11 protein-coding genes are annotated in these 12,950 nt (G+C 71.7%); 6 read left to right on the top strand and 5 right to left on the bottom strand.

Annotated features, from left to right (window positions below; translation table 11 throughout):
- The coding region (locus WMJ97_RS11320; RefSeq protein ID WP_347349102.1) for a nucleoside hydrolase at positions 1-475 on the top strand (475 nt) is incomplete at its 5' end.
- Here the strand turns inward: WMJ97_RS11320 and WMJ97_RS11315 are convergent.
- Complete coding sequence (locus WMJ97_RS11315; RefSeq protein ID WP_347349101.1) at positions 409-1,185, bottom strand: queuosine precursor transporter; 777 nt, start codon at positions 1,183-1,185, stop codon at positions 409-411. The genes WMJ97_RS11320 and WMJ97_RS11315 overlap by 67 nt on opposite strands.
- A gap of 163 nt (positions 1,186-1,348) precedes the next feature.
- Here WMJ97_RS11315 and WMJ97_RS11310 point away from each other — a divergent pair, with 163 nt between their 5' ends.
- Both WMJ97_RS11310 and WMJ97_RS11305 read left to right on the top strand, forming a co-directional pair.
- The gene (locus WMJ97_RS11310; protein WP_347349100.1) at positions 1,349-2,164 is read left to right on the top strand and encodes an AraC family transcriptional regulator; all 816 of its coding nucleotides are present in this window, start codon (positions 1,349-1,351) and stop codon (positions 2,162-2,164) included.
- Between the two features lie 4 nt (positions 2,165-2,168).
- Positions 2,169-2,570 (top strand): VOC family protein, encoded by a 402-nt coding sequence (locus WMJ97_RS11305; RefSeq protein ID WP_347349099.1) that lies wholly within the window; start codon positions 2,169-2,171, stop codon positions 2,568-2,570.
- Positions 2,571-2,853: 283 nt separating this feature from the next.
- On the opposite strand, the gene WMJ97_RS11300 is transcribed toward WMJ97_RS11305, so the two are convergent.
- Entirely contained in the window at positions 2,854-5,286 is a 2,433-nt protein-coding gene (locus tag WMJ97_RS11300; protein ID WP_347349098.1) for an HAD-IB family hydrolase, read from the bottom strand.
- Between the two features lie 186 nt (positions 5,287-5,472).
- Positions 5,473-6,306, bottom strand: coding sequence for an alpha/beta fold hydrolase (locus WMJ97_RS11295; RefSeq protein ID WP_347349097.1), 834 nt, complete (start codon positions 6,304-6,306; stop codon positions 5,473-5,475).
- A gap of 187 nt (positions 6,307-6,493) precedes the next feature.
- On the opposite strand from WMJ97_RS11295, the gene WMJ97_RS11290 reads away from it, so the two are divergent.
- Positions 6,494-7,270, top strand: a complete 777-nt coding sequence (locus tag WMJ97_RS11290; RefSeq protein WP_347349096.1) for an SDR family NAD(P)-dependent oxidoreductase — start codon at positions 6,494-6,496, stop codon at positions 7,268-7,270.
- Between the two features lie 77 nt (positions 7,271-7,347).
- Positions 7,348-9,036, top strand: coding sequence for an FAD-binding oxidoreductase (locus tag WMJ97_RS11285; protein WP_347349095.1), 1,689 nt, complete (start codon positions 7,348-7,350; stop codon positions 9,034-9,036).
- Between the two features lie 547 nt (positions 9,037-9,583).
- On the opposite strand, the gene WMJ97_RS11280 is transcribed toward WMJ97_RS11285, so the two are convergent.
- Together WMJ97_RS11280 and WMJ97_RS11275 are read right to left on the bottom strand one after the other, a co-directional pair.
- Positions 9,584-10,453, bottom strand: coding sequence for a GTP-binding protein LepA (locus tag WMJ97_RS11280; protein WP_347349094.1), 870 nt, complete (start codon positions 10,451-10,453; stop codon positions 9,584-9,586).
- A 125-nt stretch (positions 10,454-10,578) separates the two neighbouring features.
- Positions 10,579-11,358: a peptidoglycan DD-metalloendopeptidase family protein gene (locus WMJ97_RS11275; protein ID WP_347349093.1), complete on the bottom strand. Its 780-nt coding sequence runs from the start codon at positions 11,356-11,358 to the stop codon at positions 10,579-10,581.
- Positions 11,359-11,626: 268 nt separating this feature from the next.
- Here WMJ97_RS11275 and denD point away from each other — a divergent pair, with 268 nt between their 5' ends.
- A complete protein-coding gene (denD, locus tag WMJ97_RS11270; protein ID WP_347349092.1) occupies positions 11,627-12,688 on the top strand; it encodes a D-erythronate dehydrogenase in 1,062 nt (353 codons plus the stop codon).
- The last annotated feature ends 262 nt before the right edge of the window (positions 12,689-12,950 follow it).

The following is a 12,950-nucleotide window of genomic DNA, read 5'->3' as shown; positions in this document are numbered from 1 at the left end:
GGACGCCCTCGCCCGCGACGTCGGCGTCCCCGAGCCGCGGCTCTCGTCCAAGCGCGACCGCACCCGCGGCGTCCCGGGTGGTGGGCCGGCCTGGTTCGACCTCGTCGCCGACGCGCTGCGGTTCTACTTCGAGTTCCACGCCGACTACGGGTACGGCTACGTCGCGTCCGTGCACGACCTGTGCGCGGCGATGATCGCGGCCGACGCCGTCCCGTTCGAGGCGCTCACCACGTGGGTCGGCGTGGAGACGGCGTCCGAGCTCACGCGCGGCACGACGGTCCGCGACGCGCGCCACCTGTGGGGGCGGCCGGCCAACGCGCGCGTGGTGACCTCCGTCGATCCGGACGCCGTGCTCGGCGCCTTCCGCGCCGACCTGGGACGCCTCCCGCGCCGGGTCGGCGCCGCGGCTCAGCGGGCGTCCGGGCCGGACACCTCCGGCTCCCCCGCGGCCGCCGCCCCGAGGGCGGCCTGGTAGGTCGGCTCGCGCTTCTTGATCCACCCGATGACCGCCGCCGTGATCGGCATGACCGCGTACTGCACGGCGACCTTGTAGACGAACCCGAAGAACGTGTAGTTGGCCCACTGCTCGACCGTCGTGATGCCGATCGCGGTCGCGGCGACCGTGCAGAACACGAGCGTGTCGACGAACTCGCCGGCGCCGGTCGAGGAGACCAGGCGTCCGATGAGCCGCTTCTCGCGCGTCCGCCGCTTCATCGCGACCATGACGAGGGTGTTCAGGTTCTGCCCCGCCAAGAACCCCAGGATGCCCGCCAGCACCACCTGCCACACCGGACCCAGCGCGACCTCGAGCGCGGCCTGCTTCTGGACGCCGTAGGCGTCGTCGAACCCCGGCAGCACGATGATGATCGCGTAGCAGAGCACCGACAGCACGTTCGCGCCGAAGCTCGCCAGGATCGCCCGGCGCGCGGCCCGTCCGCCGTAGATCTCGCTGATGACGTCGCCGCAGATGTACGCCGCCGGGAACAGGAAGAACCCGCCGTCGGTGATGATCGGCCCGAAGACGACGCCCTTCGCCGCGCCGATCCCCGACAGGATCACCACGACGCACATGAGCGCTAGCAGCATCGCGTAGTGGGTCGAACCGGTATCCGCATAGGCCGGATGATCGGCCGATCGGCCCGGGGCGGCGGGAGGTGCTGGACGATCGTCGGCGGCTGAGGTCACGGCCGGTCAGTGTAAACGACCCACGTCCAGACGCCTCCCGCGGCCGCTGGGCGGCCGGCGTCCGGCCGGTATCCGAGCGCGGCTCGAGTCCACCGACGTGTCCGTCGGGGTCGCCGAGTAGCCCTCCCGTTCCCCGGCGGCGTGGCCCGGGTTAGCCTGGGCCATGCCGTCGTTCGAGCACCGCGTCCCCGCGTCGCTGACCGGCCTGGTCGCGGGCATCGAGGGGTACGACTTCCGGCTGCCCGCCGACGCGGTCCATCACGGGCTGCCGTCGCGTCGGGTCACCGTGATCGTCGCGTTCGACGAGCCGCTCGACTGCGGCTGGGCCGACGGACGCGACCGGTCCGGCTACTGGGCGCTGGCCGGCGGGCTGCACACGCGTCCGGCGCACATCCACACGCACGGGCATCAACACGGCATCCAGCTGTCGCTCACCCCGCTGGGGGCCCGGCACCTGCTCGGGGTGCCGGCGTCCGCGCTCGGCGGCACGATCGCCGGCCACGAGGGGCTGCCGGGCGGCGTCCCGGGGTGGCTGCGCGACCGGCTGCAGGAGGCGTCCTGGCCTGAGCGGTTCCGACTGCTGGACGCCCACCTCGCCGGGCTCGCTGCCCGCGAGCCGGGCGGCCTCATCCACGACGACCTGCGGCGGGCGTGGACGGCGATCGTCCGGTCGGGCGGGGGCATCGCGATCGCGCGGCTGGCGTCCGAGCTGGGGCGCTCCCGGCGCTGGCTGTCGGGCCGCTTCGCGGCCGAGTTCGGGGTGAGCCCGAAGGAGTTGGCGCGCGTCGTCCGGTTCGAACGGTCGCGCGCACTGCTGGGGGCCGGACGCCCGCCGGCGGAGGTCGCGCAGGCGTCCGGGTACGCCGATCAGCCCCACCTCAACCGCGAGTGGCGCGCCCTGGCCGGGTTCACGCCGACCCAGCTCGCCGCGAATTTCCCGATCGTCCAAGACGACCCGGCCGGCGCCGCACGAGGGTAGGGCCATGACGAAACCTCAGCTCTTCACCTGCATGGCGTTCGCCGACGCGGACGCCGCGATCGAGTTCCTGACCGCGCTCGGCTTCGCGGAGGTGCTGGTCGTCCGCGACCCAGACGACCCCGCGACCGTCGTCCACGCCCAGTTCCGCTGGCGCGACAACGGCGGCCTCATGTTCGGGTCGGTCCGGCCCGACGACGAGCTCGGCTTCGCCCAGGAGCCCGGCCTGGGGAGGTGCAACCTCGTCGTCGCCTCGGACGAGGAGGTCGACGCGACTCTCGCCCGGGCCGTCGCCGCCGGCGCGACCGTCGTCCAGGAGCCCCACCACCCGCCGCACGGGGGCCGGTCGACCGCCGTCCGCGACCCGGAGGGCAACCTCTGGAACATCGACTCCTACCCCGGCGAGTAGGGCGGGCGCCGTCGCGGCACGCCAGGTGGGCTTGGTTCTGCTTCCATAGCGGAAGCAAACAAGAACGGTCCTCTCACGGGGTCTCCCGTTCTGCTTCCATAGCGGAAGCAAACCCCACAGGCCGCCCACCGACGACCACCCGGCTCAGCTTCGGTTCTGCTTCGGTTTTGCTTCGGTTTTGCTTCGGTTTTGCTTCGGTTTTGCTTCGGTTTTGCTTCCGAAATGGAAGCAAAACCAAGCCGTCTCCTCACCGCGGTCCGGCACGCCCGTGCCGGGCCGAGCGTCACTCCCAGTCGAGGATGGGCCACCGGCTGCGCTTGGCCTCGGCGTGGAGCCCGAGGTCGGGCTCGACCGCGAAGGGGTGCCCGAGCAGCGACAGCCAGGTGACGTCCGCCTGAGAGTCGCCGTAGCCGTACGACCCGGCCAGGTCCACGTCGTGGGCGGCCGCGTAACGCAGCAGCCACCCGGCGCGCGCCTCGTCGACGACGGCCGGCGCGGCGAGGTAGCCGGTGTAGACGCCGTCACGGACGTCCAGCGTCGTCGCCACCAACTCGTCGGCGAGGTCGGCGAGCGGGGCCACGAGCGGCTCGGGCACGCCGGTCACGATGATCGTCCGGTGGCCGGCGGCCCGGTGCTCGGCGATGCGGGCGAGGGCGTCCGCCCTGATGCCGGCGCGCAGCCGCTCGGCGTACCGCCCCTGCGCGGCCTTCTCCAGGTCGGCCACCCGGACGCCGGCGTACCGGCGCGCGAACATCCGCAGGAACTCGCCCCGATCGCGCCGCTCGGCGCGGATCAGGCTCGGCGTCGCCCACAGCAGCGACCCGAAGTCCCCGGCGAACGCGGTCGCCCCGCCCGCGCTCCGGACGCCGCGCAGCTCCGCCTGCAAGGCCAGATACTGCGTGACGACCGTCGCGGACGCCAAGGTGCCGTCGAGGTCGAACACGGCGATCGTCCGGTCGGACGCCGCGACCGGCGCGAGCGCCCGCGCGGCCTCCGACTCGCGCCTGGCGGCCTTCGACGCGGAGTACTCGTCGGTCAACGCGACGACCGCGGGCAGGTGATGGTCGATCAGGTACGACGTCCAGTCGACGGCGGTGATGTCGAACGGGATCAACGCGTCGCCCCGGGCGTCCCCGGCGGTCGTCGATGCGGTCCCCGGCGCGGTCTGGGTCTCCGGCGCGGTCTCGGTCCCCGATGCGGTCTCCGGAGCGGCCGGTTCCCCGGCCGTCCGCCCGGCACGCTCGCCCACACGCCCACCTTCGGACCCACCCAGCTCGGCCCACAGCTCCCGGGTGTGCCGGTCGTCGAACACGAGCTCGCTGCGCGTGTAGTTCTTGTACAGGTCGACGTACTTGCGCAGCGTCGCCAACCCGGCGCGCTGCTTGTGCAGCGTGCCCGACCACCGGCGCGCGGCGGTGCCGCGCGGCACGAGGGACGCCGCGAGCTCGGCCGCACGGACGCCCTTCTCCTGCAACCCGATCATCGGCTCGACGAGCCCGCCGCGGCGGTAGGTCCAGGTGGGGACGGCGATGGGGCGGCCGGCGGCGTCCGTTTGCGGGTGTTCGAGGAAGAAGTCGCGCACCGAGCCCACCATCGCGTGGAACGCGAGCGGGTTCGAGGTGCCGGAGACGACCTGGTAGTAGGCGTCCGCGCCGGTGCGCGTCGGCTCGCCGAGGGCGAGCGCGACGACGACGCCGACGACCATGTCGACCGGGACGACGTCGAGCAGCGAGTCCGGCAGCGCCGGGAACTCCTTCAACACGCCGCGCCCGTACGCCATGATCAGCGGGTCCGCGACCTTGTAGCCGTCGATCCACCCCGGGTACGGCCAGGCTTGCGAGCTCTCGATGATGGACGGCCGGACGACCGACAGGCGCCGGCCGCGTCCGGCCCAGCGCTCTTCGGCGACGCGCTCGGCCATGGCCTTGGTGAAGGTGTACACGTCGGTCCAGCCGAGGGTCTGCGCGCGGAGGCGTCCGGCCTCGACGAGCTTCTCGGTGACCTCGTCGCGGCGCGCCTCGTCGGCGGCCGCGGCGACCGCGTTCGGGCCCTCCTTGCCGTGCACGAGCCGCGCGAGCCGCAGGACGCGGTTCAGCTCGGCCGGCTTGCGCGAGTCGAGCTCGGCCTCCCGCTGGACGGCATGTGCCCACTCCATCTCGGACGCCCAGTCGACGCGGTGGGTGAGCGGACCCTCCGTCCGGACGCCGCGGGCCGACCCGCCCACGTAGGCCGTCGACACGTGGACGACGTGCGGGTCGAGACCCGCCGCCTCCAGCGCGCCGTAGAGCCCGAGCGCTCCCCCGACGTTCGTGTCGAACGCCTCGTGGATCGGCAGGTCGAACGAGACCGCCGAGGCGCAGTGCACGGCCGCGTGCAGCGGCCCCAACTCGGCGAGCCGGGCGACGGCGTCCGGGTTGTCCTGCAGCCCCGCGAGGTCGCCCTCGACCACGTGGACGCGCCGCGCGAACTCCGCGCGGGCGGCGTCCACCCCGCGGTCTTCGACGAACGCGCGGAAGGCCGGCTTGGCGAGCAGCGCCTCCAGCCGTTCGGACGCCGGCCGCCCCCGCCGGGGACGGACGATCGCGACGACCTCGGCATCATCGGTGCGGTCGAGCAGGGCCAGCAGCACGGCCTGGCCGACGAAGCCGGTGGCTCCGGTGACGAGGACGCGGCGCGGGGTTCCCGGGGACGCGGGCGGGGTGAGGGACGTGGGCACGGAGCCTCCGGGGGTCAGCGGCCGCGCGGCGACCGAGCGAGCATTCGGTTTTCTCCGGAGTTACCGTAGTGGATCGTCTCGGGTGTGGCGACCGACACGTGGACGCGGCGGCCGCGGTCCTGCGCCCGGCGGTCAGCGCAGGTGCTGCGGTCAGCGCAGGTGCTGCGGTCAGCGCAGGTGCTGCCTTCAGCGCAGGTGCTGTTTCAGATACGTGATGATCCGGACGACGACCGCGTCGCGGTTCGGCCCGGTGAACTCGTGACCCGCGCCCGGCACCGTCATCAACTCCGCCGAGCGGTAGGTCAGCAACGCCTGCTGGGAGTTCGCGATCGGGACGAGCGGATCGGCGTCCCCGTGCACGATCAGGACGTCGCGCTCGTACGGCCTGATCGCGGCCGGGACGTCGATGGACGCCCCGTCCTCGAGGTACGTGCGGCTGAACGACGACGCGCTCGGGGTGGCGCCCCCCGGGTTCTCGAGTTCGGCGCGGCAGACGTCGGGCAGGTTGAACGCGGGGGCGAGCAGCACGAGACCGGCGAAGGCGTCCGGGTGCTGGCCGGGCACCATCGCCGAGACCAGCCCGCCCTGGCTCTCGCCGAGAAGGAAGAGGTGGTCGCCGTCGACGTCCGGACGGGTGCGGATCGTGTCGACGACCGCGTTCAGGTCTTCGGTCTGGGTGAGGATCGACATGCTCGCGCGGTCACCGTCGCTGCGGTTGCCGGCGCCCCCACCGCGGAAGTCGAACGCGTAGGCCGCGAACCCCTCCTGCGCGAGCCGCTCGGCATACGGGATCATGCCTGCGCTCGTGCCGTCGAGCCCGTGGGCCAGGATCACTGTGGGCAGCCGCTCGGGCCCCGACGTGGGCAGGAACAGGCGTCCGTAGAGGCGCTGGCCGTTGTAGTCGGTGATCAGGTCGCCGGCGGTGTAGGGCGGGGTGGGCGTCGGGGCGCCCGACCCGGTGCACGCGGCCAGCGACAGCAGGACGCCGACCGTCACGATCAGCGTGAACACCCTTCTCATCGCGCCCTCCCTCCCCGCACGCTCCGCCCGGACGCGAACCGCTGGCCCCCACCCTGCCGCGCCGGGGGCGTCCGCACAACAGCCGGGAGGAAGCGCGCCGGGCCGCCTCCGCGCGGGGTTCACGGCGGGTTTCACGCCCGGTGTGATGGGCGGGTTTCACCGGAGGTCCTGGTGTATCGTCCCCGGCATGGCGACCGCACTGATCACCGGTGGCACGTCCGGAATCGGGGCGGCCTTCGCCCGCGCCCTCGCCGCGCGGGGCGACGACGTCGTGCTCGTCGCGCGCGACGCCGGACGCCTGGGCGAGTTCGCCGGCGAGCTGGAGCGCCGCCACGGCGTCCGGGTGGAGACGCTGCCCGCCGACCTGTCCGACCGGACGCAGGCCCAGGCGGTCGCCGACCGCCTGGCCGAGCCGGGGCGTCCGGTCGAGACGCTGGTCAACAACGCCGGGTTCTCCGTCGGGGCCACCCTGCTCGATCCGAGCATGGAGCGCCACGACCGGGCCGCCGAGGTGATGATGCGCAGCGTCCTGCTGCTGCAGGGCGCCGCCGGCCGGGCGATGCGCGAGCGCGGGCACGGCACGATCATCAACGTCGGGTCCGTCGCGGGCTACCTCGCGCAGGGCCACTACCCGGCGATCAAGAGCTACGTGCGCGTGCTGACCGAGTCGCTCGCCGTCGAGCTGGCCGGGACGGGCGTGCGCGTCTGCGTCCTGCTGCCGGGCTGGGTGCGCACCGAGTTCCACGAGCGGGCGGGCATCAAGGGGTCGTCGATCCCCGGCCCGTTGTGGCTGGACGCCGACCGCGTCGTCGCCGCCTGCCTCGCGGACGCCGACCGCGGCCGCGTCGTCTCGGTACCGTCGCGCCGCTTCCGCGTGATCGCGGGCGCGCTGCGGCACGCGCCGCGTCCGTTCGTGCGGTGGGTGTCGGGCAAGCTGAGTGCTGCCCGCCGCCACGAGCGCTGACCCGCGCCCACCTGACCCGCACCCCCTGACACGAACCCCCTGACCAGAACCCCGACGACCGAAGAAGGAGAGGCCCCATGGCGCCCGACGTGAAGCATCAGAAGTGGTGGGGCTGGGGCGCCGACGGCGTCCCCGAGTTCAACTACACCAACAAGCCGGCGTTCGCGCCGTTCGTCAAGGAGAACCTGGGGCTCGACCTGGCGAACGCACCGGTCGTCGGGCCGCCCTCGCTCGATGAGCTGAACGTGCCGGAGAGCCGGGCGTCCGAGGACGATCTCGCCGGGCTGCGCGCGATCGTCGGCGAGGAGAACGTCGAGCTCGACGACGAGGCGCGCATCGTGCACTGGGCGGGGCGCAGCGTCCGGGACCTGCTGCGGACGCGGCGCGGCGACTTCACTCGCGTCCCCGACGCCGTGGTCTACCCGGGCGACGAGGAGGAGACGCGGGCGCTGCTCGCGGCGGCGTCCGAGCGGAACTGGGTCGTGATCCCGTTCGGCGGCGGGACGTCGATCTCCGGCTCGCTGAACGCGCCGGACGCCGAGGAGCGCACCGTCGTCACCGTCGACCTGGGCCGCATGAACCGCGTGCTGGAGGTCGACGAGCACTCGATGCTCGCGCGGGTGCAGGCCGGCATCCTGGGGCCCGACCTCGAGGACGCCCTGGCCGCGCGCGGTCTCACGATGGGCCACGTGCCCGACTCGTTCACCTACTCGACGCTGGGCGGCTGGGTGGCGACGCGGTCGTCCGGGATGCAGTCGGACAAGTACGGCGACATCGCCGACATCGTGAAGGGGCTGCGGCTGGCGCGTCCGGGGGGCGTGGTCGCGCTGCGCGACCTGCCGAGCACGTCGACCGGGCCGTCGGTGCGGGAGATGATCATCGGCTCCGAGGGACGCCTCGGCATCGTGACCGAGGTGACGATCCAGGTGCACCCGCTGCCGGAGCATCGCGACGTGATCGCGTACATGTTCCCGACGTGGGACAAGGCGCTGCTGTGCATGCACGCCGTCGCGCGGTCGGAGGCGCACCCGACGTTCACCCGCATCTCGGACGCCGCCGAGACCTCGTTCTCGCTGTCGACCCAGAAGGCGCCGACGACGACGCTGAAGAAGGCGTCCGCGTTCGGGCAGGAGAAGCTGTGGGACTTCCTGCGGCTCCGCGGCTGGGACACCGACCAGATGTGCTTGTCGTACGTGTGTTACGAGGGGTCGGCGAAGCACAACGCGCGCGAGAAGAAGATCGTGAAGGACCTGGTCGCGAAGCACGGCGGCATCGTGCTCGGCGGCAGTCCGGGGGCGCTGTACGACCAGAAGAAGTTCGACACGCCGTACCTGCGCGACTTCCTGCTCGACCGGCGCACCATCGGCGACGTCTCCGAGACGGCCGCCCCGTGGTCGAAGCTCGCGGCCGTCCACCGGCGCGTGCGCGAGGCGGCCGGACGCGCGTTCGATCAGATCGGACGCCAGGGCTTCATCATGTGCCACATGTCGCACTCGTACCACGCGGGGGCGTGCCTGTACTTCACGTTCGCGTTCGTCCTCGGGGAAGACGCCGACGACCTCGCCCAGTACGACGCCGTGAAGTCGGCGATCCAGCAGTGCTTCATCGACTGCGGGGCGACACTGTCGCACCATCACGGCGTCGGGACCGAGCACAAGCCCTGGATGGCCCAGGACCTCTCCGAGCCCGGCGTCGATCTGATGGCCGGCCTGTTCCACGCCGCCGACCCGGGTGCGAACCTGAACCCGGGGAAGGTCATCGACTGAACGTTTCTATGCTGCACAATCCACCGCGGGGTGTGGGTTTTGTCACACACCCCCCGGTGGAGAAACGTTTCTATGCTGCCTAATCCACCCTGGGGTGTGGGTTCTGTCACACGCCCCCGGATCGCAGGCACCGGACGGCGACGCAATCCACGGGGACGCCGCCGGCGTCCGGCCTAAACCGCGACACACCGGCGCCCGCGGCGTCCCAGTCGATTTGCCACCACCCGATGAGGGTCTCCTCGCGAGCGTGAGCGAGAATCTCGCGGGCAACCTTCATCGAGTGGCGGCAAATCGACTGCGCGGGTGCGAGCCGCCCAGCGGACGCCCACGGTGCGGTCGTCCGGACGCCTGGGCGGCATCCCCGGACGCGATCGCCCAGCGCGCGGTCGAATCGCGCGCCATCGCCCCGGACGGGACCGTGCCCGACCGGGATCAACCGCTAGCGACCCACTCAGGGCGGGAGGCGTCCAACCCACACCGGCGTCCCGGCCCATGCTGTGTGACATCATCCCCACCCCAGGGTGGATTAGGCAGCATAGAAACGCACTCAGGCGGCCTCGAACGTCCCCCGATCGCGGTAGAGGTCCACGCTCTCGCGGAGGGCGGCGAGCACGTACGGGGGGAAGTCCATGCCCTGCTCGCTCGCCCAGAGCAGCCGGGCCTCGAGGCGTCCGATCTCTTTGGCGTACTGCTCCAACTGCTCGTCGAAACCGAGCTTCGTGATCACCTCGCCCATCTGAGCCTTGTAATCGTTGCTCCGGTTCGTCCCGACGAGCGCGTAGCTCGTCTTCCGCAGCAGGCGCGCGAGATACAGCTGCCACGGACGCAGTCCGTCCTGCACGAGCTTTTCCGCCGACATGCGATAGAACGCGAAATGCCCGGGCTCCTGCCGCTTGATGGGGTTGATGATCGTGCGGGCGACAGCCTTCTCTCCCATTTCCAACAATTGCTTGCTGAACGAGTTGTACGCCATCACCGCCTGCCGCTCAGTCGAGGCGCCGGTCAGATAATAAATGCACCGCACGACATCATGAATCGGCTCGAAATGCGCCAGCGCCCCCAGCGCCTTGAGCCCCATCTTGACCTCGAGATACGGCTCGGCGGGCGCGAGACCCATCTCGTCTTTCAGCCGGTCGAGAATGTAGCCGTGGGCCATTTCCTGGTCGTACCAGACGTCTTGATAGAAGACCCGGTCGACCTCGCTGGCGTGCGGCAGGATCGTCAGCAACTCCAGCACGTTGCGGTCGACCTCGAGCTCGACGCGCGCCAGATAGTCCAGGACGCCCCCGAACTTCTCGCGCATCAGCGCCGGGTTCTTCACGGTGAAGTCCGCCGAGTCCATCCGGATCGGCGGGTGCTCGTCGCCCAGCTTGAGCACGTGCTCCATGAGTTGGGTGTCGGTGATGACGCTCGGCATGGCGTCAGTCTAGGCAGAACGATCGTTCTAGTGGCGCGTGAATTCCGCGCGTCGGACCGTGAAAGATCCCCGCCCGGACGCCGCGGGTGCGGCCGGGCGGGGTCTTCTCCCCCGGCGAACCCGGGTCAGCTCGGACGCACCGCCCGCGCATACCCGGCGACCGGGCCGATCCAGCCCTGCGGGTCGACGAAGCCGGCGCCGACCTTCACCGAGAAGTGCAGGTGCGGCTTGGTCACCGAGCCGGTCGCGCCGGTGTAGCCGATGAGCTGCCCGGTCCGGACCGACTGCCCCTTCTTCACCACGAAGCGCGACAGGTGCAGGTACCGCGTCGACACCGACCCGAACTGCCCGTGCGTCACGTACAGGCTGTTGCCGCCGCCGGTCGTCCAGCCGGCGTAGCTCACGACGCCGCCGGCGGCGGCGACCACGGGCTGGCCGGCCTGGTTCCCGAGGTCCACCCCGTTGTGCAGCACGTTCGCCCTCGTCACGGGGTTGTTGCGCATGCCGAACCCCGACGTCGGCGACCCGTTGGTGCCGGCCGGCTGCATCATCCGGTAGCCGGCGCGCGGTGCGGTCGCCACGGACGCCGACGAGACCACGCGCGGCGCAGCGACCGTGGTCGTCGGCGTGCAGGTGTAGGACGCCGCGATGTACCGCGACGTCCCGATCTTCAGCCACGAGCCCGAGGGCGTCCCGGTGACGCGCGCGCCCGACGACAGCGTGCCGACCTTCGCGTACCGCGTCCCGGGACCGCTGCGCACATTGAGGGACGGCGTCTTGCAGACCACGCGGGTGACGGTCGCGGCCTCGGCCGGGACGGGCGCCGCGATGGCGGCCCCCGCGGCTACCAGGGCGAACGCGGCGAGGCGCGCCACGAAGCGGTTCTTACTGAGAGTTGCTGACAAGGGTGCGATCCTTCCTGAGAAGCGGCAACGCCGCTGGACGGGTCGTGCCCGCGGCAACGCGGTGGGAAGGCACTCGTCCGTAGGTTAGCGACATGCTGTCTCTAACGGAATGCTCAGGGGTCTTTTAACAACTCACTGCTCCGACCCGGTCCCCGCCCGGCACCAGAGCCTGCGACCACGGCTCTTATCCGGCTGCGTGGACCGCTGCCGCAATGCGCCCGGCGACGACGGGCTAGCCTCGGGGCAGGCGTCCGACGAAGGAGTCCGCATGAGCATCATCGTCACCGGCGGGGCCGGTTTCCTGGGCAGTCGCGTGATCGCCGCGCTGCTCGCGCGCCCCCAGGGTTTGCTTCCGTTTCGGAAGCAGACCCAAGTCCCCACGGACCCGCGCGGGACCGACGCCCACCAGACCCGCCAGGCCCCCGAGGCCCCGGGCCCGCGGACGTCGTCGGAGGAGGCGTCCCTCGAGATCGTGTCGCTCGATCAGGCCGACTGCCCGGTGGCCGACCCGCGCGTGCGATCGGTGCTCGGCGACGTCGCGGACGCCGAGCTCGTGAACTCCCTCGTCACCGCGGAGACGGAGGCGATCTTTCACCTCGCGGCCGTCCTGAGCGGGGGCTCGGAGGCGGATTTCGACCTGGCGATGCGCGTCAACGTCGACGGGACGCGCGCACTGCTGGAGGCCGCCCGCCGGGCGGGGTCGCGTCCGCGGTTCGTGGCGGCGAGCTCGCTGGCCGTGTTCGGCGGCGCGGTGCCGGACGTCGTGCCGCCCGAGTGGGCCACCCAGCCGGAGTCGACGTACGGCGCGACCAAGGCGATCGGCGAGCTGCTGGTGAACGAGTACACCCGCAAGGGGTTCGTCGACGGGCTGGTGTGCCGGTTGCCGACGATCTCGGTGCGGCCGGGGCGTCCGAACTCGGCGGCGTCCTCGTTCGCGAGCGGGATCATCCGCGAGCCGCTGGCCGGCGAGGCGTCCGCGTGCCCGGTTCCGCTGGACACGCGCCTGTGGCTGTCGTCGCCGGACGCCGCCGTCGCGAACCTGGTCCGCGCGCTGGAGGCACCCGGCGAGGCGGTCGGCCCGTGGCGCGTGCTGAACCTGCCCGGACTCTGCGTGACCGCCGCCGAGATGCTGGACGCCCTCGAGCGCGTCGCCGGCGCGGACGTCCGGGCGCTCGTCGCGCTCGAACCCGACGAGCGCATCATGAGCATCGTCTGCTCGTGGCCCGGCCAGTTCGACGTGGACGCCGCCCTGCGGCTCGGCTTCACACAGGACGCGAGCATCGACGACGTCGTCCGGCAGTACCGCGACGAGACCGGGCGTCTCGACTGAGCCCGGTCGCCTCGCGGTCGCTGTGGCACGCGGTCCGTTCACTTAACAGAGCTCCCAGGATGGCGAAGTGAATTAATGCGTCGCTTCGTCGGCGCCGCGTCCGAGACCGAAGAACATGCGGACACGTCCGGGCGGCCCACCGTCGATCTTGAACAATCATCGGCACCCTCTTCCTGAACTTGGCGACAAATGGCAATCCATTGCGCTTTTAGTCGCGCCCGGTTCACTGTCCTTTTGCGAGATCGATTGGGCGAATGGAAAT

Origin of the sequence: Nigerium sp., from assembly GCF_039811905.1 — a bacterium.
Lineage (GTDB): Bacteria > Actinomycetota > Actinomycetes > Propionibacteriales > Propionibacteriaceae > Propioniciclava.
Note: the sequence above shows the minus strand (reverse complement) of the source record. Positions and strands in the feature narration are given on the sequence as shown.